The sequence below is a fragment of the Mycobacterium sp. URHB0021 genome, from assembly GCF_054057895.1.
The window spans coordinates 4,926,875-4,947,363 of sequence record NZ_JBSRZT010000002.1 but is presented as its reverse complement, the minus strand read 5'-3'; the positions used below and the strand labels follow the sequence as shown (position 1 = coordinate 4,947,363).

Below are 20,489 nucleotides of genomic sequence, written 5' to 3'. Positions count from 1 at the left end.
TCGACGAGTGAGCGCGCGACTCGGCGTGGTGTCACGCCCGGACTTCTCACCCGCTGCCCTGCCGCGGATCGCCGCGGCGGTCGACGCGGCGGGTATCGACGAACTGTGGCTGTGGGAAGACTGCTTCCTGCAGGGCGGCATCGCCGCGGCCACCGCGGCGCTGGCGGCGACGGACACGCTGACCGTCGGAATCGGTGTGCTGCCGGCACCGCTGCGCAACGTGGTCACCACCGCCATGGAGGTGGCCAGCCTGGAGGCGATGTTCCCAGGCCGGATCCGGGTCGGAATCGGCCACGGCGTGCAGGACTGGATGCGGCAGGCCGGAGCCGCCGTGGCGTCCCCGCTCACGCTGCTTCGCGAGTATGTGACCGCGCTGGGCAGGCTGCTCGCCGGGGAGTCCGTCAGCGTCGACGGCCGCTACGTGCGTCTGGCCGATGTCCAGTTGGATTGGACTCCGCCGCAACGGCTTCCGGTCCTCATCGGCGGAACGGGGCCCAAGACCCTGCGGCTGGCCGGGGAGATCGCCGACGGGGTGGTGCTGGACAGCCAGTACTCGCCCGTGACTCTGCGTGCCGCCCTGGAGCACGTCGAGGCGGGTCGCGCCGACCGCGACGGCGAGCCGTTCTTCACCGTGCTGTTCGTGTCGTGCACGCCGGGCGCACACCCCGGCGAGATCGGCGTCGGCGGCAGTATCGAGGAGATTGCCGGGTGCTCGGCGCCGTATCTGGACGTCGGGGTGCACACCCTGGTGTTGCAGCCGCCGGCGAGCGCGGAGTCGGCGATGCCGGATTTCGTCGCCACCGTCGGCGAAGTGGCCGCACGCCTGCGGTCTGCTACGCGGTGATCAGCCGTCCGTCATTGTCTCTGAGGCGATCTCGCGCCGAGCGCACGGCGCCCACACTGGCCAGTGTGACCAGCACAATCGCGAGATAGCCCGGCACCGCGAGGTGCTGATGCAAGATCAGCCAGCCGGCCAGCGCGGCGATGACCGGCGACAGGCACGTCAGGATCGCGAACGTCTCGGGCGGTAGTCGCCGCAACGACGTCAACTCCAGGGAGTAGGGGAGGACCGACGACATCATCCCCACGGCGGCGCCGACGCCGATGATCTCCCATCGCAGCGCGGCGCCAGGATCGATGGTGAGGATTGCGAACGGCGCCGTGACGACGGCACCGATGGCCGTCGCCAATGCGAGCGCGTCGAGGTTCGCGAAATCCGACGCGACCCGGGCGGATGCGAGTATGTAACCTGCCCAGCCGGCGCCGGCGACGGCCGCGAACGCCAGCCCAACCGGGTCCAGGTGGCCGACCCGGACACCGGTCAGGCTGAGCAACGCCACCCCGGCCAGCGCGAGGATCGCCCACAGCCAGGCGCTCCTGCGCGTGCTGACTACCACCGAAAGCGCCAGTGGTCCAAGCGCTTCGACCGTCACCGCGACGCCGAGCGGGATCCGGGTCAGCGAGTTGTAGAAGGACAGGTTCATGATGGCCAGTGCCGCCGCGAGGGCACCGATGGAGATCCAGGCCCGAGCCGACAGGTCGCGCACGCGAGGACGGACGACCGCGCACAGCACCACGCCCGCGACGAGGAACCGGGCGAACGCCGCCCCGATCGCACCGAGCGCGGCGAACAATCCGACGGCGAACGCCGCGCCGACCTCCTGGCTGACCGCGGCCGCGACCACGAGCAGTGCCGGCCCCAGCGGGGCGCGGCGGCGGGCGGATGGCACGCAGTCGAGCCTAGGACCCGGCCCGGGCGGGTGATCGACCCCTGATGGCAAGATCGTCGTCACCGTCGACGCAGGGTGGAACTCGTGCGCAAATCGGCTGCCGGCCGGCATTAGCCTCCGATAATGGGGACGGGCGCGGCCGGCGTCGGCGTGCTGGCCTGGATGGCAGCGCTGAGCACGTACGACATCCGTGAGCGCCGGCTGCCGAACTGGCTGACACTGCCCGGCGCCGTCGCGGTCGTCACCGTCGCCGCGGTGGCAGGTCGGGGAGTGCCAGCTCTCGTCGGTGCCGGCGCCCTGTTCGGGTTCTACCTGGTCGTCCATCTGCTGGCGCCGTCGGCGATGGGCGCCGGTGACGTCAAGCTCGCGCTCGGCACGGGCGCCCTGACCGGGGCGTTGGGGTTCGAGGTGTGGATGCTGGCCGCCGTCGCGGCGCCGCTGCTGACGGCGGTATGGGCCGTCGCTGCGATCGTCCGGCACAAGGGCTCCACGGTGCCACACGGCCCCTCGATGTGCCTGGCGGCCGCGGTCGCCGGTGCGCTGGCCGTGGTGTAGAGGCCGTCGTGCGAAAATGGGACGCGTGTTGCGATGGACGACAGCTGGTGAATCACACGGCCGCGCCCTGGTGGCCATGGTCGAGGGCATGGTCGCCGGTGTGCGCGTGACCTCCGACGAGATCGCCGCGCAGCTGGCCCGCCGCCGCCTGGGCTATGGCCGCGGCGCCCGGATGAAGTTCGAGCAAGACCAGGTCACCGTGCTTGCCGGGGTCCGGCACGGGGTCACCCTTGGTGGGCCGATCGCCATCGAGATCGGCAACACCGAATGGCCGAAGTGGGAGACCGTGATGGCCGCCGATCCGGTCGATCCGGCGGTGCTCGAGGACAGCGCCCGCAACGCTCCGCTGACCCGGCCGCGGCCCGGCCATGCCGATTACGCCGGCATGCTCAAATACGGTTTCGACGACGCCCGCCCGGTGCTCGAACGGGCCAGCGCGCGCGAGACCGCGGCCCGCGTCGCGGCCGGCACCGTCGCACGTGCCTTTCTGCGCGAGGCGCTCGGCGTCGAGGTGCTCTCGCACGTCATCTCCATCGGAGCGTCCAAGCCCTACGACGGACCGCCACCTCAGTACTCCAACCTGGCGGCCATCGACGCCAGCCCGGTGCGCGCGTTCGACGAGGCCGCCGAGGCTTCGATGATCGCCGAGATCGAGGAGGCCAAGAAGGACGGCGACACTCTCGGCGGCGTCGTCGAGGTGGTCGCCCATGGACTCCCGGTCGGGCTCGGCTCCTTCACCAGCGGCGACAACCGGCTGGACAGCCAGTTGGCCGGCGCGGTGATGGGCATCCAGGCGATCAAGGGCGTCGAGATCGGTGACGGCTTCGAAACGGCGCGCCGCCGCGGAAGTGTCGCCCACGACGAGATCTACCCGGGACCCGACGGCGTGACGCGCTCGACCAACCGGGCCGGCGGCCTGGAAGGTGGCATGACCAACGGCCAGACGCTGCGGGTGCGCGCGGCGATGAAGCCGATCTCCACGGTGCCGCGCGCGCTGGCCACCATCGACATGGCCACCGGGGACGAAGCCGTCGCGATCCACCAGCGCTCGGACGTGTGCGCGGTGCCCGCTGCGGGCGTCGTCGTCGAGACGATGGTCGCCCTGGTGTTGGCGCGCGTCGCGCTGGAGAAGTTCGGCGGCGACTCGCTGGCCGAGACGCGGGCCAACATCGACAGTTACCTCCGTTCGGTCGCCGAAAGGGAGCCGTCGAGTCCCGGTGTGGCACAGGTGTCGGGCTGATGGCTCCCAAGGCGGTTCTGGTGGGCATGCCGGGCTCCGGCAAGTCCACCATCGGGCGCCGGCTGGCCAAGGCCGTCGCCTTACCCCTGCTGGACACCGACGCCCAGATCGTCGAGACCACCGGCCGCAGCATCGCCGACCTGTTCCTGGACGGCGAACAGGAGTTCCGCCGCATCGAGGAGGAGGTGGTGCGCGCGGCACTGGCCGAACACGACGGCATCGTGTCGCTCGGCGGCGGCGCGATCACGTCGCCGGGTGTACGCGACGCGCTGGCCGGCCACACCGTGATCTTCCTCGAAATCAATGCGGCCGAAGGCATCCGGCGCACGACCGGCGGCACCGTCCGGCCGCTGCTGGCCGGGCCGGACCCCGCGCAGCGGTACCGCGAGCTGATCGCGCAGCGGGTACCGCTGTATCGACGGGTTGCGACCATGCGGGTCAATACCAATCGCCGCAATCCGGGAGCGGTGGTCCGCTACATCGTCGCCCGGTTGGAGAATCCCGACGCGCCTGCGCCGCAGCGCAGGCGCCGACGGCCGGCCTGGCGTCGCGCGCCGTCGAAGCTGACCCCCGCACCGAGCACCGAGGCGCCACCCACCCCCGCCGCTGTCGCGGCCCGCAACGCGGAACGGAACCATGACTGAACCGGTGACCGTGGACGTACTGGTCGATCCGCCCTACCCGGTGATCATCGGCACCGGGCTGCTGGGCGAGCTGGAGCGGACCCTCGAGGGCAGGCACAAGGTGGCGATCCTGCACCAGCCGGCGCTGTCGCAGACCGCGGAGGCGATTCGGAATCGCTTGTCGGAGAATGGCATCGATGCGCACCGTGTCGAGATCCCGGACGCCGAGGCGGGCAAGGAGCTGCCCGTCGTCGGGTTCCTCTGGGAGGTGCTGGGCCGAATCGGCATCGGCCGCAAGGATGCGATCGTCAGCCTCGGCGGGGGAGCGGCCACCGATGTCGCCGGCTTCGCCGCCGCAACCTGGCTGCGCGGAGTCGACATCGTGCATGTGCCCACCACGCTGCTCGGCATGGTCGACGCCGCGGTCGGCGGCAAGACCGGCATCAACACCGACGCAGGCAAGAACCTGGTGGGCGCGTTTCATCAGCCGGCCGCCGTGCTGGTCGACCTCGCGACGCTGGAAACCTTGCCGCGCAACGAGATCATCGCGGGCATGGCCGAGATCGTGAAGGCGGGCTTCATCGCCGATCCGGTGATCCTCGACATGATCGAAGCCGAGCCCGAGGCCGGGCTCGACCCTGCGGGGACGGTGCTTCCCGAATTGATCCGGCGTGCGGTCGCCGTCAAGGCCCAGGTGGTGGCCGCGGACGAGAAGGAATCGGCGCTGCGCGAAATCCTCAACTACGGCCACACCCTCGCGCACGCGATCGAGCGGCGGGAACGCTACCAATGGCGCCACGGCGCGGCGGTTTCGGTGGGCCTGGTGTTCGCGGCCGAACTCGGCCGGCTCGCCGGACGCCTCGACGACGAAACGGCCGACCGGCACCGGGCAGTGCTGACTTCGCTCGGCCTGCCGGTCACCTACGACGCCGACGCGCTACCGCAACTGCTGGAGTACATGACCGGGGACAAGAAGACCCGGGCCGGTGTGCTGCGCTTCGTGGTGCTCGACGGCCTGGGCAAGCCCGGGCTTCTCGAGGGCCCGGACCCGTCGCTGCTGGCGGCGGCGTACTCGGAGATCGGAGCGGTGGTGCAGCGATGAGCGACTTGCACGAAGAGCATCAGCAGAAGAGTTTCAAGACGGTACTCGTGCTCAACGGCCCCAACCTCGGCCGGTTGGGTCGACGCGAGCCGGAGAAGTACGGCAGCACCACGCACGACCAGCTGGTGACGTTGATCGAACACGAGGCTGAGGAGCTGGGCCTCAAAGCCGTTGTCCGGCAAAGCGACAGCGAAGCCGATCTGCTGGGCTGGGTACACGCGGCGGCCGACGCGGGCGATCCCGTCCTCCTCAACGCGGGCGCGCTCACCCACACGTCGGTGGCTCTCCGCGACGCCTGCGCCGAACTACGGGCGCCGTTGATCGAAATACACATCACCAACGTGCACACCCGCGAGGAGTTTCGGCACCACTCCTATCTCAGCGGTGTGGCAACCGGTGTGATCGCCGGCCTCGGTGTGCAGGGCTACGTGTTGGCGCTGAGATATCTTGCTGCGCAGGCGCCATCACCGTCGTGAGCTGACGCGGCCGCGCCGCTGAGCAGCCAGCCGGACGGGAGCATTGTCGGTGCCGTAGCCGTCGTAATTGCCGCGCCGTTCGAGGAACTCGAAGAACACCGAGCCGACCGTGCGGGTGTAGTAGTGAATGAACTCACCGTCGGGACTGCGGTCGTAGAGCAGGTCGAGCGCGCGCAGTTCGGCCACCGTCGCCGCGTCCACCCCGAAACGCCCCGCGACGTAGTCGTAGTAGTTGTCCGGCACCGACAGAAACGGCAATCCCCGCGCGCGGGCCCGGCGGGCGACCTCGAAGGCGTCGGTGCACGCGAACGCGACGTGCTGCGGAAGCCCGGAGTCGTCGAGCACGTGCGGCGCAACGTTGAGCGGTAACCGCACCACGCCATCATCGGTCCGCATCACCTGGCTGCGGACCAGCCCGGTCGGCCCGGCGACTTCGGTCGGCGCATCGGCGGACAGCCCGAAGATGCTGGTCAGGAACAGTACGGCCTCGTCGGCGGTCTGCCACGGCTGCGCGAGGTTGACGTGGTCGATCGCGCGCACCGGCGAGTTCGCGGTCACCGGCATACCGTTCTGGAACTCGTGGATCCAGGCCGGCGGCACACCCCTCGGCGGTGCGGTGACCCAGAAGATCTCGGAGCCGTCCGGGGCGACGGACCCGCGCAGGGCCTGCTCGGACGCGTAGGTGCGGCGGTACGCGGCGGGGGCCATCAGGTCCGCGGCCCGCCGTGACATGGCATCGGCTTCGGGCACCTGAAGTCCAATCGCGGCGATGTGGGGGCTCTGGTCGCGGGCCTGCTGCTCGTTGAGGACCACGCGGGCGTCACCCGCGACCCACAGCGACACCGGTTTGGTGCGGTGGCGTCCCCGCGGTGTGAAACCCAGCTGCTCGAGCAGCACCTCGATGTCACTGGTGTCTTCGGCCTTCAGCTCCACAAAGTCGAAGCCGGTGGGCGGCTTGGCATCTGCCACCGACCGCAGACGAGTGGCGTCCGTCAGCGTTTTCGTCGCGGCGACTTTGTCCTGCAGCCACACCAGCGATCGAAGAGCGTGCACCGCGGTACGGCCCGGATCGGTCTGCCGGAATGTGTCGTTGAAGACCTCCAACGACAGCGGTCCGTCGAACCCGGTCACCAGCACGTGGGAGACGAAGGTCGCCAGATCGAAGTCGCCCTCACCGGGAAACAGCCGGTGGTGGCGGCTCCAGGACAGCACATCCATCGTCAACGCGGGGGCGTCGGCCAGCTGCAGGTAGAAGATCTTCTCACCCGGAATGCTTTCGATGGCCGAGGCATCGTGGCCCTTGGACAGCACATGGAAGCTGTCGAGGCAGAGCCCGACCGCCGGGTGATCGGCCAGTTCGACGATGCGCCAAGACCGGCGGTAGTCGTCGACGAAACGCCCCCACGCCAGCGCCTCGAACGCCACCGCGATGTCGTACCGCTGCGCCAGGTCACCCAGTCGACGCAGCTGACCCGCGGAGACTTCGTCGGAGTCGACGGTCGCGGTGGCGACGTTGCTGCACACCAGCACCTTTTCGATGCCGAGTCGGTGTGCGGTCGCGAAGGTGGCCTCGGCGCGGCGCAGGTTATCGGCGAAGGTGCCCTCGTCGACCCCCTCGATGTCGCGGAGGGGCTGGTACAGGTCCAGGGACAGACCCAGGCGGCGGGCCAGGCTGCGGATCTCCTCGGGACTGTGATCGCTGGCGATGAGATCGGGCTCGAAGATCTCGACGCCGTCGAAGCCGGCGGCGGCGCACGCGTGCAGCTTCTCGGTGAGGGACCCGCTGATCGAGACGGTGGCGATGGACGTCTTCATGGAGCCTCCACTCGGCTGTTCTGGAGTTCAATGTACCAAATGGTTAATTACTCCGGAAGAGGTTGACGGGAATCGGGCGGCCAGGCCAGTAAGCTGCGGGGCGTGACCGCCGACTCTCGTCCGGAGCTACAGCGCGATGCGGAGCGCACGCGTGCCGAGTTGCTCGCGGTCGCGACGGAGGTCTTCGCGGAGTCGGGTTACTCGGGTGCCCGGGTGGATGAGATCGCCGAGCGCACCCGCACCACGAAGCGGATGATCTACTACTACTTCGGCGGTAAAGAACAGCTGTACATGGCGGTGCTCGAGAACGCCTACCGCGGCATCCGCGAGGCAGAACAGCGACTGCAGGTGGATCACGTCGATCCGGTGGTGGCGATGCGCAGGCTGGCCGAGTTGACCTTCGATCATCACCTCGACCATCAGGCCTTTATCCGCCTGGTGTCGATCGAGAACATCCATCGGGGCGCATTCATCAGCCGGCTGGACTCACTGCGCTCCCTCGGCCAGCCGGCCACGTCGCTGCTGGACGAGATCCTGGCGCGCGGCCGCGCCACGGGGGTCTTCCGCGACGACGTGGAACCGCTCGACGTACACCTGGTGATCAGTGCCTACTGCGTGTTCCAGGTGGCCAACCGGTATACCTTCGGTTTTCTCTTCGACGTCGATTTCACGGAGGTCTCCGAACGCGCCCATCTGCGGCGCATGATCGGCGACGTGGTCGTCGGCTGGCTCACGGCCAGCTAGGGGGAGAGCGCCGTCACTCAACCGTCTTGACGAGACGCATGCCACAATGGTGTACTTCGCGTACGTACTAGTTCGTACATTAATCGGGACGGTGCATGGTGACTGCGGACCCCTATCTGGTCGGCCTGGTCGGCCAGGGCGTCGGGCCGTCGCTGACACCGTCGCTGCATATGGCCGAAGGCCGCGCCCACGGTCTCGACTATGTCTACCGGACGATCGATCTGACGGCGCTCGGCATCGCGCCCGAGCGGGTGGGCGAGGTTCTAGGCTGGGCGCGCGCGCTCGGATACAACGCCCTCAACGTCACCCACCCGTGCAAGAGGTTGGTGATCGAACACCTCGACGCCCTCGACGAGGCTGCGGCCGCGCTGGGCGCCGTCAACACCGTGGTGTTCACCGACCACGGCGCGATCGGGTACAACACCGATGCGCCCGGCTTCGCCACCGGATTCGCCGAGGGACTGCCCGGCGCCGACACCGCGAACGTGGTCCTGGTGGGGGCCGGCGGGGCCGGAGCGGCCGTCGGGCATGCCCTTCTGACGCTGGGCACCCAGCACCTCACCGTCGTCGACCTCGACATCGACCGGGCCACGTTCCTGGCCCACGACCTCGCCGGCCGCCACCCCGACGCCCGCGTCGACGCGTCGGCGTTCGACAAGCTGTCCGTCCACCTGCCGGTCAGCGACGGGCTGGTGCATTGCACGCCGACCGGAATGGCCCAACATCCCGGCCTGCCCTTCGATGCGGAGCTGTTGCGCCCCGGCCTCTGGGTCGCCGATATCGTGTACCGCCCGCTCGACACCGCGCTTCTGCGGGCGGCCCGCGAGGCGGGCTGCCGCACTCTCGACGGCGGCCACATGGCAGTCCACCAGGCGACCACCGCATTTGCGCTGATCACCGGGATCACCCCGGACAGCGCGCGGATGTCGCGACACTTTCGCAGTCTCGCCGGGTGAATTCGCGTCCGGCGCCACGAGTTTCGAGAAAACTAGGAGGAATCCGATGAGCGTCATCAACCCCACTCCGCCGGGCGGTGCGCCGTCCGGTGCTCCGGAACGGACTCCGAAACGGGCCGCACTGGCCAGTTTCATGGGCAGCGCGGTCGAGTACTACGACTTCTTCGTCTTCGGTTCCGCCGCCGCGCTCATCTTCCCGAAGGTGTTCTTCCCGTCCGACGACGAAGCGGGGCTGGTGTTATCACTCGCGACGTTCGGCGTGGCCTACGTCGCCCGCCCGCTCGGCGCGCTGATCCTCGGACACTTCGGCGACCGGATCGGTCGGCAGAAAGTGCTGATGTTCACCCTTGTGCTGATGGGTCTGTCGACGTTCCTCATCGGGTGTCTGCCCACCTTCGACACGATCGGCTGGGCCGCGCCGGGACTGCTGGTGTTGTGCCGCCTGATGCAGGGGCTGTCCGCGGCAGGGGAGCAGGCCGGTGCGAGTTCGTTGACGCTCGAGCACTCACCTGACCATCAGCGCGCGTTCTACACCTCGTGGACACTGACCGGAACGCAGGGCGGCCTCATCCTGGCGAACCTGGTGATGATCCCGTTCGTGTCGCTGCCCCAGGGCACCGAACTGGGCTGGGGCTGGCGGGTGCCGTTCTGGCTGTCCGCGGTCGTCGTGGCGGTCGCCTACTTCATCCGCCGCACGCTGCATGAACCGCCCACGTTCGCGGAGGCCAAGGCGGCCGGCGACATCGCCAAGATGCCACTGGTGCCGCTGCTGCGTGAGCACTGGAGGGATGTGCTGCGGGTTGTGCTGTGCGCATTCATCGCCGCTGTGTCAACGGTTTTCGCCCCCTTGGCCATCGCCTATGGCAAGAAGGTGGGCCTGGAGGCCGACATCACGCTCTGGCTCGTCGTCGTGGCCAATGTCGTCGCAATCGGCACCCAGCCGTTGTTCGGCAAGCTGGCCGACCGCATCGGGCGCAAGCCGGTGTTCATCTACGGCGCGCTGGCCTCGGCGGTCATGATGCCCTTCTACATGCTGTCGATGAGCGGCGACAACACCGTGTTGATCTTCGCGTTGGCGATCGCGACCTTCTCGTTCGGCTACGCAGCCGCCAACGCCGTGTGGCCGTCGTTCTACGGCGAGATGTTCAGCACCAAGGTGCGATTCTCCGGCGTGGCGGTCGGCACCCAGCTCGGATTCCTGGTCGCCGGGTTCGCCCCGTCCATCGTGACCGCGCTCGGCGGGGTCCGGGAGGGCGGCTGGGTGGTCATCAGCATCTTCACCGCAGTGGTGGTGGTGATCTCGGCCGGGTCCGCGCTGACCGCGCGGGAGACCAAGGACGTCCCGACGCCCTTGCTCGGCCAGAAGTCCCCCGCCTCGGCCGAGGCCCTGGTGCACAGCTGAACCGCGTGCCGCCGCCAGCGTAGTCGCCGCGCAGTTCGACGAACTCGAAGAACACCGAGCCGACCGGTCGTCGCCGGATCGAAGTTGCCCTCACGGTGAACAGCCGGTGGCGGCGACTCCAGGGCAGGGGGTCCGGGACCTGGAACACGAAGCCGCCCTGGCCTATCCGGCCACCATGTGGAACTGCTCGCCGAGCGGTGCATCCACAGCTACGGCGGCGACGGCTGGGGGACCCTGCCGGGAAACTGGCCCGTCTCACTGCGCGCAGACGCCCCCATCGACCGGAAACGTGTGCCCGGTACGTAGCCGGCCTCGGCGGAGAGCAGCCAGACGACAGGATCAGCGATCTCCTCGGGTCGGCCAATTCTGCCCATCGGGACAAAGCAGGCGTAGCTGTGCGGGTCGCCTCCGGTTCCCGTGGCCAGCAGCGGCGTCTCCACCGAACCGGGGCCGACTGCGTTGACGCGGATGCCTCGCCGGGCGTAGTCGAGGGCCGCCGACTTGGTCATGCCAACCGGGGTAGCCGTTGCGCCCGAAGATCAAGGACGTGTTCACGATGGACCCGCCGCCGGTGCCGAGCATCTCCTCGATCTCGTAGTTCATGCAGTAGAAGACGGCCTTGAGATTCACGTCGAAGAGCAACGACGCCTTGTCGATGTCCTGCTCATGAAGGGGCACCTGCGGGCCGTCCGCCCCGGCGTTGTTGAAAGCGATGTCCAGCCGCCCGAATTCGTTGACAGCCCGCTGCACCAGAGCCGTGACGTCCTCGGGTTTGCTCACATCGGTCACCTGAAAGACCGCAACGCCGCCGGCCTCCTCGATGGCCGCACGACTGCTTCACCGAGCTTGGCCCCCCGATTGCCGATGACAAGCGAGGCGTCGGCCCTGGCCATCGCCACGGCGGTCGCCCTGCCGATGCCCGTCCCGCCTCCGGTCACGATGCCGACTTTGTTGGCCGAAGATGCCATGTCAGTGCTTCTTTGCGGCCGGACGTGGATCCCGGATGCCGGAGTTCGTTTCACCTAGCGCATCCGCATGCCCGGAATGGGCGCAACCGAGTAGTTCGTGACGGTAGGCGGTCGGCGTGGTGGCCAACCGCTTACGCATCACGGTCGCCAGATGTTGAGAACTCGCGAAGCCACATTGATGGGCGATGTCAGTGATGCTGGCAGAAGGTTTTTCCAGCAGTTCACACGCGCGTTCGAAGCGGCGCCGCATCAACCAGCGATGCGGTGACTCACCGGTGCCCGCACGAAACAGGCTCGTCAGATGGGTGGTCGACAAACCCGCCACCGCGGCGACTTCGTTGAGCCGGAGATCGTCCCCGAGGTGGGTCTCGAGGTACTCGATCGCGCGCCGCAGACGCCAATCCCGATAACCGGGGCCAGGTGTCGTGGCGAACATGCTCGAGCCTGAAAGGTTGGAGTGCTGGCGAAAGAGTCGGATCGCGAGTTCTTCGCCGAGAAGGTCGATCGCCAGGCGAGAACATCTGTCGGGATGCGACATCTCGCGCTGAATTTGTCGGCAGACCATCTCTACATGGGGATCGGGCGAACACATCGGATCGACGAGCGTGACGTCCGCACCTGCTCTGGTCGCGCGGCATTCCACTGCGAGCCGTTTGATCAGGGCGTGCGGCACACACACGTGCAGATAAGTGAACGGCTGCTCGGAGACGAAGATCTCTCGCGGCCTTTCGCCGGCCACCACCATGCTCATGTGGAACGGTGGATGCGCACGACTCCACTTTTGGCGCCCGTCACCGAAGTACGTGTGGTGGGGACGACCGGTGAGCGGCATCGAGATCAGATTGGTGTTCTCATCGGCGTGGCCCTGCAATTCGTAGACCGAAGGATGTTGTACCCGCCAGATAGCCGCCGACACGGTTTCGCTGTGCGAGGTGATGCTCTTTTCCGGAGCGAAACCCCACCAGCGAGCAATTTCGTTGGGTGTCAGGGTTGCCGGCGTGCTCGCCGTGGCTCTGCTCGGAGCGTGTGTTGAGTAATGGCGGCGCCGATGAGCGGTCTCGGAGCGCTCACTCGTATGGCGGAGTTCCTGCCTAACACGTGTCCGATCGCCGATGTCCGGGTGGTTCATCGTGGGCGCCTCCTCAACCAGTGATCGTTGCCAGGCGAACCGAGACGCCGTCGCACGGCCGGATCGCAAACGGAGGGCAGTGTTTCGGTGTGCGTTTCCCTGGATGAAACGGAATGGTGATGCAGGTCACTATTCTGATCGATCTGTTCGGCTCATCACTATGCTGCCAGCGCGGGGGTCGACCTCCGGAAATCCGCAACTCCATGGTGGGGCTAACCCCACCTGCACGGGCGCAAGCTGGGGATTCGATGAGCGGCGCGGTGTGGCCGTGGTTCTACCGCGTGATGTTTCTACGGCGAGATGTTCAGCACCAAGGTGCGATTCTCCGGCGTGGCGGAAGGGTGTCAGAGCAAGCGGCCGATGCCGCGAGCGGCGACCTGCAGGGCTCCCAGCAGTCGTTGTCGATCGCGTTTGAGGCTGGGCACCACCACCCCGATCGCGGCCACCACGGCGCCGTCGGAAGACTGCACCACCGGCACCGCCAGCGAACACGCGCCGAGCGACATCTCCTCGCTGGTTGTCGCCACACCGTCACGGCGGATGCGGTCCAGCTGCGCCGAGAGGACCGATGGCGAGACGATCGTGTGGGGCGTGATCCGAACGAGTCGGGCAAACACGCGACTGCGGATGTCGGGCGGCGCGTAGGCCAGCAGCGCCTTGCCGACGCCGGTGCAGTGCATGGGCAGGCGACTGCCGACGCCGCTGACGATCGGCACTGATGTGCGGCCCATCATCCGCTCGAGGTAGAGCACTTCGTCGCCCTCCCGCACCGCAAGGTGCACGGTTGCCAGCGTGGCCGCGTATACATCATGCAGGAAAGGCTCGGCAACCTGGCGCAATGTGCCCTCGACGGGTGCCAGCAGGCCGGCGCCCCACAGCAGGCTGCCCACCACGAAGCGCCCGTCGTCGCGTCGCTGCAGCGCGCCCCCCGCAACCAGTTCCGCCACCAGTCGATGTGCGGTGGGCACCGGCAGGCCGGCGCGCTTCGCAAGCTCCGACAGCGCCAGACTGCGGTGCCGATCGTCGAACGCGCCGACGATCGCCAGCAATCGGGAAGCCACACTGGCACCGGGCGTCGAGGTGTTGCCCGCCAATCGAGGAATCCTTCCACTCAGCGGAATCGTAGCCTTCACGACACCCCGAAGGGACCATTACCGTGCACGCCATGACAGCAATGAGCCAGGCCGACGTGAGTGCCGAGATCGGCGCCATCGAGTCGGCCTATCAGCGGTCGGGCGCTGAGGAGACTCAGCCGCGACTGGACTACGGGCCCTACCGAAGCAGCCTGTTGCGGCATCCGACGAAGGACCTGCACCACGCCGACCCCGAGGGCGTGGAGTTGTGGGCTCCGTGCTTCGGTGAGCGCGATGTGGATCCGCTCGAATCCGACCTGACGATCCAGCACAGCGGCACCCCCATCGGCGAACGGATGGTGGTGGCCGGCCGGGTGGTCGACGGCGACGGGCGGCCGGTGCGACGGCAACTCGTCGAGATCTGGCAGGCCAATGCGGGCGGGCGCTACATCCACAAGCGCGATCAGCATCCGTCGCCGATCGACCCGAACTTCACCGGAGTCGGCCGTTGCCTGACCGACGACGAGGGGCGCTACCGGTTCACGACGATCAAGCCCGGGCCCTATCCGTGGCGCAACCACCACAACGCGTGGCGGCCGGCGCACATCCACTTCTCGCTGTTCGGAACGGAATTCACGCAACGGATGATCACCCAGATGTACTTTCCGGGTGATCCCCTTTTCGCCCTGGACCCGATCTTCCAGTCGGTCACCGATCAGAAGGCCCGCGACCGGTTGGTCGCCGCCTATGACCACGACCTCACCACCCACGAGTGGGCCACCGGTTACCGCTGGGACATCGTGCTCACGGGCACTTGCCGCACCCCCATGGAAAACACAGAAAGCCCGGAAAACCCCGACAACGGAGCCGATCACCGATGAGTACCTTGATGACCGCAACACCGGGCCAGACCGTCGGGCCGTTCTTCGGCTACGCACTGCCGTTCGAGCGGGATAACGAACTCGTGCCGCCCGGCTCACCTGGCGCGATCCGGCTGCACGGCGTGGTCAGCGACGGCGACGGTGCCCCCATTCCGGACGCCCTGTTGGAGATCTGGCAGGCGGACGCGGACGGTGTCATCCCGACGGCGAGCGGTTCACTGCGTCGTGACGGCTGGACCTTCACCGGCTGGGGCCGCGCCAGCACAGACGCCGAAGGCCGCTACAGCTTCTCGACCGTGGTTCCCGGTGCGACGCAACCGGATTCGGCCCCGTTCATCATGGTCACCGTGTTCGCCCGCGGACTGCTCAACAGACTGTTCACCCGCGCATATCTTCCCGGCGACCGACTGTCGGGCGACGCGCTGCTGGACTCGCTGCCCGCCGAGCGGCGTCATACTCTGATAGCGGTCCGTGACGAGCACGGTCTCCGTTTCGACATCAAACTGCAGGGGGAGGACGAGACGGTGTTCCTCCGCTACCCGGGCCATCGCCCATGAGCGACCTGTTCTGGCCGGGGGATCAACGCGCCGCAGAGTTGATGAGCGATGGCGCATTCCTGGCGGCCATGGTCGCGGTCGAGCAGGCGTGGTTGGACGGGCTGATCGCGGCCGGGATCGCTCCGGCCGACGCGCGGGTAGACCTGTCCGAGCTTCGGCAGGACGGCGACGCCGAGACGATTGCCGCCGGCGCCGACACCGACGGCACTCCGGTGAGCGGCCTCGTCGCCCTGCTTCGGCGACGGGCGCCGGATCACGCCGCACGCTGGTTGCATCGCGGGCTGACCAGCCAGGACGTCGTCGACACCGCGCTCATGTTGGGTGTGCGCGATGTGCTCACCCGCGTCGGCGACGAGCTCGCCGACCAGGTGCGGACTCTGGCCGCGTTGGCCGAAAGCCACAGGGGCACAACGATGCTCGCGCACACCCTCGCTCAGGCCGCGCTGCCGAGCACGATCGGCGTCAAGGTCGCGCACTGGCTGTCGGGTGTGATCGAGGCCGCCGAGCCGGTGGCGGGATTGCAGGCGTCGTTGCCGGTCCAGGTCGGTGGCGCCGCGGGCACGCTGGCGGCGGCCACCGAACTCGCCGGCTCGGTCGACGGGGCGATCGCGCTCAGCGACGCGCTGGCGGCGGCGCTCGGGTTGGCGCCTGCGCCGCCCTGGCACACCACACGGTCGACCGTCACCCGCATCGGCGACACGCTGGTGACCTGTTGTGACGCGTGGGGACACATCGCCGCCGATGTGATCACCGGGAGCCGGCCCGAGATCGGCGAGCTGCTCGAGGGGGAGCGCGGACGATCGTCGACGATGCCGCACAAGAACAACCCCACGCGCTCGGTGCTGATCCGCCGCGCTGCGCTGGCCGCGGGGCCGCTGGGCGCCACGCTGCACACCGCGGCAGCCACCAGCGTCGACGAGCGCTCCGACGGTGCGTGGCATACCGAATGGGCGACGCTACGAACCCTGGCCCGGCGCACCGTTGTCGCCGCGTCGCACACTTCCGAGCTATTGACCGGGCTGCGGGTGGACGCGGCGCGTGCGGCCGCCAACCTGGCCGCGGCCGAGGGAGTGCTGTCCGAACAGCACACGATGACCGAACTGACCGGACGCACCGCGACTCCGGGTTACACCGGGGCCGCCGAACAGCTGGTCGACTCCGCGCTGCAACGCGCCCGCCACTACCTCAAGGACACACCATGAGCGTTCCGTATCTCACCGTCACCGATTTCGGCGGACCGGCCGATTCCGGCCTGCTTGTGCTCGGCCCCTCGCTGGGCACCTCGGCCGAGACTTTGTGGAGTGAAGCCGCCGCCCGGCTGAGCGAGCATGTCCGCGTCATCGCCTGGGACCTGCCGGGCCACGGTCGCGGCGCAAGCGCGGAGCCGTTCACCATGGCCGAGCTCGCGGCCGGTGTGCTGGCGATGGCCGATGACCTCAGCGGTGAACCGTTTCACTACGCGGGCGATTCCGTCGGCGGCTGCGTAGGCCTGCAGCTGCTGCTGGACGCGCCGCACCGCGTCTCATCGGCCACCCTGCTGTGCACCGCGGCGAAGATCGGTACCCCGGACGGCTGGCGTGAGCGGGCCGCCGCGGTGCGCTCATCCGGCATCGAAGCCGTCCTCGCCGGCGCCGCCCAACGGTGGTTCTCTGACGGATTTCCCGAGCGCCAACCGCATGTCAGCGCCGGACTGCTGCGTGCCCTGCGCGACACCGACCCGGAGTCCTACGCGCAGGTCTGCGACGCATTGGCAGGCTTCGACGTCACGGACCGCCTGCATGAGATCGAGATCCCCGTCCTTGCCGTCGCCGGCAGCCACGACCTTCCCACCCCGCCGGAGTGCCTGCAGCACCTAGCCTCTGACGTCAAGAACGGTCGCGTCGTGGTGCTCGACGGTGTCGGGCACCTCGCACCCGCGGAGGCGCCCGCCGAGGTCGCCGAACTGATCCGTGACCATATGGGTCGGCGGGCCGGCCGTTCCACCGCCACGAGCGACGACGTGTACGCCGCCGGCATGGCGGTGCGGCGCGAAGTCCTCGGCGACGCGCATGTCGATCGGGCCGTCGCGGCGACCACGGACTTCACCGAGGAGTTCCAGCGGCTCATCACCGAATATGCCTGGGGCACCATCTGGACGCGGAAGGGACTGGACCGGCGCAGCCGGTCGTTGATCACACTCACCGCCTTGGTGGCCCGCGGTCATCACGAGGAATTGAAGATGCATCTGCGGGCGGCCCGTCGCAATGGGCTCACCAACGACGAGATCAAAGAACTGCTGATGCAGACCGCGATCTACTGCGGCGTGCCGGACGCCAATACCGCGTTCCGGATCGCCGCCAAGGTGCTGCCCGGCTTCGATGACGACAAGAAAACCCCGTCGTGAGCCGCACCGTGATCTGCGACGCCCAGGATGCGGTCGCCGGAGTCGGCAACGGCTCAACCATTCTCGTCGGTGGATTCGAATGGCGGGCATGCCGACCACGTTGATCGATCAGGGCGCCGGCGACCTCACGATCGTCAGCAACAACGCGGGGAACGGGGACAACGGCCTGGCGGTGTTGCTCGCTGCGGGCAGGATGGCAAAGGTCGTCTGCTCATTTCCGCGCCAGACCGACTCGTACGTGTTCGACGGGCTGTACCGGGCCGGCAAGGTGCTGCTCGAAGTCGTGCCGCAGGGAAACCTGTCCGAACGGATCAGGGCGGCCGGCGCGGCACGGCGGGAACCTGGTGTACCGCAAAACGGCCCGCAACTTCGGGCCGGTGATGGCGGCGTTCACCCTCGCGGGTGCTCCGGCCGAACAGCAGGGCGATCGCGGTGATCAGGAATCCGCCAGCAGCCCGGCGAGTTGGGAGTTCGACGACGCCGACGTCAGCATGCTCCACTGGTCGGACGTGCAGAAGTTGTCCGGAATGATCGCCCCAGAGCCGGGCGGGCCGCTTACGAGTGCTCTTCGCGGCGTACTTCGGAGTTCCGGATCTCGCGAGTGTCGCCGACATCGCCGGCGTCGTGGGCTCGGACGGCGGCGAACACGTCAGTGTCGGCCCGCTCTTCCTCGGTCGCCCCGCTGCGGTGGTGAGGCACCTCCGGCCCCTTGCGGTCGACCAGCCAGTGACCGATGGCGACCCCAGCGACCGAGAACAGGAACACCAGCAGCGCGGTGAACGCCGCGAACGTCGTGACCTCGTTGATCAGTGCCTCCACGTAGAGACTCTGGTAGAACAGCGAGATGAACCAGGCGACCACGCCGCTGACCACGCCCGCGAACAGGCCGGCCAACAGCCAGGTCATCGCCAGGTCGGCGCGACGGTCGGGGTCGGGGTTGGCGCGGGCGTCGGCGCGGCCGTCGACATAGCCCCAGACGAACACCACGATGGCGAACACGACGATCAGCGCGATGCTGATCAATCCCGCCTTGGTCTCCCACGCATTGATCATCGCTCCCTGCAGTAACCGGACGATCACCATCAGGGCGGCGAATACCAGTCCGCGCAGCAACCACTTACTCATGGGGCCACACCTTAGCGAGTAGCGTCATCGACCGTGACTATTTCTCAGCGGCGGGGCCGGCTGCGCGAGCGCCTCGCCGCCGCCGAGCTGGACGGAATGGTGATATCGGACCTGGTCAACGTCCGTTATCTGTCCGGTTTCACCGGTTCCAACGCGGCGTTGCTCATCCGCACGGACGACGAAACGCCGGTGCTGGCCACCGACGGCCGATACCGCACGCAGGCCGCGCAACAAGCTCCCGATGCCGAACTCCTCATCGAGCGGGCGTGCACGCCGCATCTGGTCGGCCGTGCCGCCACCGACGGCGCGCGGCGGCTGGGCTTCGAAAGCCACGTCGTGACCGTCGACGCCTTCGCCACGTTGACCAAGGCGGCCGGGGAACGTGTCGAGTTGGTGCGGGCCGCGGGCGTGGTGGAAGCCCTGCGCGAGGTCAAGGACGCCGGCGAGATCGCCCTGCTGCGGCTGGCCTGCGAAGCCGCCGACGCGGCGCTGCACGACCTCGTCGAGCGCGGCGGCCTGTCGCCCGGGCGCACCGAGAAGGAAGTCGGCCGCGAGCTAGAGGCGCTGATGCTCGACCACGGTGCGGACGCGGTGTCGTTCGAAACGATCGTGGCTGCCGGAGCCAACTCCGCCATCCCGCACCACCGCCCGACGGGTGCGGTGCTGACCGCCGGAGATTTCGTCAAGATCGACTTCGGCGCACTGGTGTGCGGCTATCACTCCGACATGACGCGGACCTTCGTGCTGTCGCCGGTCGCCCAGTGGCAGCAGGACATCTATGCCCTGGTGGCCGCCGCGCAGCGAGCCGGCCGGGAGGCGCTGTCTCCGGGCGTGTCGCTCAAGGACGTCGACGCGGCATCCCGGCAGGTCATCGCGGATGCGGGGTTCGCCGACCACTTCGGCCACGGACTCGGCCACGGCGTCGGTCTGCAGATCCATGAAGCACCGGGAATCAACTCCGCAGCCGCCGGTACACTGCTTGCTGGCTCCGCGGTGACGGTGGAACCCGGCGTCTATCTGCCCGATCGCGGCGGTGTCCGCATCGAGGACACCCTTGTCGTGGAAGAGGCGACGCCTGACTTACTCACCCGGTTCCCCAAGGAACTGCAGATCGTTGGAAACAGGCACTAGAGAAGGCCGCAACAAGGCTAGGAGAACAACCGACCGTGGCATCGACCGCCGACTTCAAGAATGGGCTCGTCCTCAACATCGACGGCCAGCTGTGGCAGATCATCGAGTTCCAACACGTCAAGCCCGGCAAGGGCCCCGCGTTCGTGCGGACCAAGCTCAAGAACGTGCTGTCCGGCAAGGTTGTCGACAAGACCTACAACGCCGGGGTGAAAGTGGAGACCGCAACCGTCGACCGGCGCGACGCCACCTACCTGTACCGCGACGGCTCCGACTTCGTGTTCATGGATTCCCAGGACTACGAGCAGCATCCGCTGCCCGAGTCTCTGGTCGGTGACGCCGCCAAGTTCCTGCTGGAGAGCATGCCGGTGCAGATCGCGTTCCACGACAGCGCCCCGCTCTACCTCGAACTGCCCGTCACGGTCGAGTTGCTCGTCGCCAACACCGAGCCGGGCCTGCAGGGCGACCGCTCATCGGCGGGCACCAAGCCGGCCACCATGGAGACCGGCGCCGAAATCCAGGTGCCGCTGTTCATCAACACCGGTGACAAGCTCAAGGTGGATTCCCGCGACGGCAGCTACCTGGGTCGTGTGAATGCCTGA

20 protein-coding genes and 3 pseudogenes are annotated in these 20,489 nt (G+C 68.1%); 16 read left to right on the top strand and 7 right to left on the bottom strand.

What is annotated here, in order from left to right; genetic code table 11:
* Nucleotides 1-7: 7 nt before the first annotated feature.
* Nucleotides 8-844, top strand: coding sequence for an LLM class flavin-dependent oxidoreductase (locus ACVWWN_RS26695; RefSeq protein WP_457146535.1), 837 nt, complete (start codon nucleotides 8-10; stop codon nucleotides 842-844).
* On the opposite strand, the gene ACVWWN_RS26690 is transcribed toward ACVWWN_RS26695, so the two are convergent.
* Entirely contained in the window at nucleotides 834-1,730 is an 897-nt protein-coding gene (locus ACVWWN_RS26690) for an EamA family transporter (protein WP_457146534.1), read from the bottom strand. The genes ACVWWN_RS26695 and ACVWWN_RS26690 overlap by 11 nt on opposite strands.
* 123 nt (nucleotides 1,731-1,853) lie before the next feature.
* Between ACVWWN_RS26690 and ACVWWN_RS26685 the strand changes: the two genes are divergently transcribed.
* From ACVWWN_RS26685 to aroQ, 5 genes and pseudogenes are all read left to right on the top strand, one after another.
* Nucleotides 1,854-2,285, top strand: a complete 432-nt coding sequence (locus tag ACVWWN_RS26685) for a prepilin peptidase (RefSeq protein ID WP_457146533.1) — start codon at nucleotides 1,854-1,856, stop codon at nucleotides 2,283-2,285.
* 25 nt (nucleotides 2,286-2,310) lie between these two features.
* Nucleotides 2,311-3,525 (top strand): chorismate synthase, encoded by a 1,215-nt coding sequence (gene aroC / locus ACVWWN_RS26680; RefSeq protein ID WP_457146532.1) that lies wholly within the window; start codon nucleotides 2,311-2,313, stop codon nucleotides 3,523-3,525.
* Nucleotides 3,525-4,028 (top strand): annotated as a pseudogene (locus ACVWWN_RS26675) (shikimate kinase); the annotation flags it as partial. The gene aroC and the pseudogene ACVWWN_RS26675, both read left to right, overlap by 1 nt.
* 133 nt (nucleotides 4,029-4,161) lie before the next feature.
* Entirely contained in the window at nucleotides 4,162-5,250 is a 1,089-nt protein-coding gene (aroB, locus tag ACVWWN_RS26670; protein WP_457146531.1) for a 3-dehydroquinate synthase, read from the top strand.
* Entirely contained in the window at nucleotides 5,247-5,726 is a 480-nt protein-coding gene (gene aroQ, locus ACVWWN_RS26665; protein ID WP_457146530.1) for a type II 3-dehydroquinate dehydratase, read from the top strand. Before aroB ends, aroQ begins: the two co-directional genes overlap by 4 nt.
* On the opposite strand, the gene ACVWWN_RS26660 is transcribed toward aroQ, so the two are convergent.
* Nucleotides 5,715-7,541 (bottom strand): bifunctional sugar phosphate isomerase/epimerase/4-hydroxyphenylpyruvate dioxygenase family protein, encoded by a 1,827-nt coding sequence (locus tag ACVWWN_RS26660; protein WP_457146529.1) that lies wholly within the window; start codon nucleotides 7,539-7,541, stop codon nucleotides 5,715-5,717. The genes aroQ and ACVWWN_RS26660 overlap by 12 nt on opposite strands.
* Nucleotides 7,542-7,643: 102 nt before the next feature.
* On the opposite strand from ACVWWN_RS26660, the gene ACVWWN_RS26655 reads away from it, so the two are divergent.
* The 3 genes from ACVWWN_RS26655 (at nucleotide 7,644) to ACVWWN_RS26645 (ending at nucleotide 10,643) form a co-directional block, all read left to right on the top strand.
* Nucleotides 7,644-8,285: a TetR/AcrR family transcriptional regulator gene (locus tag ACVWWN_RS26655; protein WP_457146528.1), complete on the top strand. Its 642-nt coding sequence runs from the start codon at nucleotides 7,644-7,646 to the stop codon at nucleotides 8,283-8,285.
* 95 nt (nucleotides 8,286-8,380) lie between these two features.
* Nucleotides 8,381-9,241, top strand: coding sequence for a shikimate dehydrogenase (locus tag ACVWWN_RS26650; protein WP_457146527.1), 861 nt, complete (start codon nucleotides 8,381-8,383; stop codon nucleotides 9,239-9,241).
* A 46-nt stretch (nucleotides 9,242-9,287) separates the two neighbouring features.
* Complete coding sequence (locus tag ACVWWN_RS26645; RefSeq protein ID WP_457146526.1) at nucleotides 9,288-10,643, top strand: MFS transporter; 1,356 nt, start codon at nucleotides 9,288-9,290, stop codon at nucleotides 10,641-10,643.
* Between the two features lie 209 nt (nucleotides 10,644-10,852).
* On the opposite strand, the pseudogene ACVWWN_RS26640 reads toward ACVWWN_RS26645, so the two are convergent.
* The 4 genes and pseudogenes from ACVWWN_RS26640 to ACVWWN_RS26625 form a co-directional block, all read right to left on the bottom strand.
* Nucleotides 10,853-11,423 (bottom strand): annotated as a pseudogene (locus ACVWWN_RS26640) (SDR family oxidoreductase).
* Nucleotides 11,424-11,428: 5 nt separating this feature from the next.
* On the bottom strand, nucleotides 11,429-11,611 hold the full coding sequence (locus ACVWWN_RS26635; RefSeq protein WP_457146525.1) for a hypothetical protein: 183 nt from the start codon (nucleotides 11,609-11,611) through the stop codon (nucleotides 11,429-11,431).
* 1 nt (nucleotide 11,612) lies between these two features.
* Entirely contained in the window at nucleotides 11,613-12,527 is a 915-nt protein-coding gene (locus ACVWWN_RS26630) for a helix-turn-helix domain-containing protein (RefSeq protein ID WP_457146524.1), read from the bottom strand.
* A gap of 557 nt (nucleotides 12,528-13,084) precedes the next feature.
* Entirely contained in the window at nucleotides 13,085-13,834 is a 750-nt protein-coding gene (locus ACVWWN_RS26625; protein ID WP_457146523.1) for an IclR family transcriptional regulator, read from the bottom strand.
* 71 nt (nucleotides 13,835-13,905) lie between these two features.
* Between ACVWWN_RS26625 and pcaH the strand changes: the two genes are divergently transcribed.
* From pcaH to ACVWWN_RS26600, 5 genes and pseudogenes are all read left to right on the top strand, one after another.
* On the top strand, nucleotides 13,906-14,694 hold the full coding sequence (gene pcaH / locus ACVWWN_RS26620) for a protocatechuate 3,4-dioxygenase subunit beta (RefSeq protein WP_457146522.1): 789 nt from the start codon (nucleotides 13,906-13,908) through the stop codon (nucleotides 14,692-14,694).
* Nucleotides 14,691-15,251, top strand: coding sequence for a protocatechuate 3,4-dioxygenase subunit alpha (gene pcaG, locus ACVWWN_RS26615; protein WP_457146521.1), 561 nt, complete (start codon nucleotides 14,691-14,693; stop codon nucleotides 15,249-15,251). The genes pcaH and pcaG overlap by 4 nt, the downstream gene beginning before the upstream one ends.
* Complete coding sequence (locus ACVWWN_RS26610; RefSeq protein ID WP_457146520.1) at nucleotides 15,248-16,453, top strand: lyase family protein; 1,206 nt, start codon at nucleotides 15,248-15,250, stop codon at nucleotides 16,451-16,453. Before pcaG ends, ACVWWN_RS26610 begins: the two co-directional genes overlap by 4 nt.
* A complete protein-coding gene (gene pcaDC, locus ACVWWN_RS26605; protein WP_457146519.1) occupies nucleotides 16,450-17,634 on the top strand; it encodes a bifunctional 3-oxoadipate enol-lactonase/4-carboxymuconolactone decarboxylase PcaDC in 1,185 nt (394 codons plus the stop codon). Before ACVWWN_RS26610 ends, pcaDC begins: the two co-directional genes overlap by 4 nt.
* A pseudogene (locus ACVWWN_RS26600) lies at nucleotides 17,631-18,020 on the top strand (3-oxoacid CoA-transferase subunit A); the annotation flags it as partial. The gene pcaDC and the pseudogene ACVWWN_RS26600, both read left to right, overlap by 4 nt.
* A gap of 169 nt (nucleotides 18,021-18,189) precedes the next feature.
* On the opposite strand, the gene ACVWWN_RS26595 reads toward ACVWWN_RS26600, so the two are convergent.
* Nucleotides 18,190-18,759: a B-4DMT family transporter gene (locus tag ACVWWN_RS26595; protein ID WP_457146518.1), complete on the bottom strand. Its 570-nt coding sequence runs from the start codon at nucleotides 18,757-18,759 to the stop codon at nucleotides 18,190-18,192.
* 33 nt (nucleotides 18,760-18,792) lie between these two features.
* Between ACVWWN_RS26595 and ACVWWN_RS26590 the strand changes: the two genes are divergently transcribed.
* Together ACVWWN_RS26590 and efp are read left to right on the top strand one after the other, a co-directional pair.
* Complete coding sequence (locus ACVWWN_RS26590) at nucleotides 18,793-19,890, top strand: M24 family metallopeptidase (protein WP_457146517.1); 1,098 nt, start codon at nucleotides 18,793-18,795, stop codon at nucleotides 19,888-19,890.
* 35 nt (nucleotides 19,891-19,925) lie between these two features.
* On the top strand, nucleotides 19,926-20,489 hold the full coding sequence (efp, locus tag ACVWWN_RS26585; RefSeq protein ID WP_457146516.1) for an elongation factor P: 564 nt from the start codon (nucleotides 19,926-19,928) through the stop codon (nucleotides 20,487-20,489).

Coding starts and splice junctions, on each gene's coding strand:
- pcaH (WP_457146522.1), top strand. CDS start 13,906: ATGACAGCAATGAGCCAGGCCGACGTGAGTGCCGAGATCGGCGCCATC.
- ACVWWN_RS26645 (WP_457146526.1), top strand. CDS start 9,288: ATGAGCGTCATCAACCCCACTCCGCCGGGCGGTGCGCCGTCCGGTGCT.
- ACVWWN_RS26685 (WP_457146533.1), top strand. CDS start 1,854: ATGGGGACGGGCGCGGCCGGCGTCGGCGTGCTGGCCTGGATGGCAGCG.
- ACVWWN_RS26610 (WP_457146520.1), top strand. CDS start 15,248: ATGAGCGACCTGTTCTGGCCGGGGGATCAACGCGCCGCAGAGTTGATG.
- pcaG (WP_457146521.1), top strand. CDS start 14,691: ATGAGTACCTTGATGACCGCAACACCGGGCCAGACCGTCGGGCCGTTC.
- ACVWWN_RS26660 (WP_457146529.1), bottom strand. CDS start 7,541: ATGAAGACGTCCATCGCCACCGTCTCGATCAGCGGGTCCCTCACCGAG.
- pcaDC (WP_457146519.1), top strand. CDS start 16,450: ATGAGCGTTCCGTATCTCACCGTCACCGATTTCGGCGGACCGGCCGAT.
- aroB (WP_457146531.1), top strand. CDS start 4,162: ATGACTGAACCGGTGACCGTGGACGTACTGGTCGATCCGCCCTACCCG.
- ACVWWN_RS26650 (WP_457146527.1), top strand. CDS start 8,381: ATGGTGACTGCGGACCCCTATCTGGTCGGCCTGGTCGGCCAGGGCGTC.
- aroQ (WP_457146530.1), top strand. CDS start 5,247: ATGAGCGACTTGCACGAAGAGCATCAGCAGAAGAGTTTCAAGACGGTA.
- ACVWWN_RS26595 (WP_457146518.1), bottom strand. CDS start 18,759: ATGAGTAAGTGGTTGCTGCGCGGACTGGTATTCGCCGCCCTGATGGTG.
- ACVWWN_RS26635 (WP_457146525.1), bottom strand. CDS start 11,611: ATGGCATCTTCGGCCAACAAAGTCGGCATCGTGACCGGAGGCGGGACG.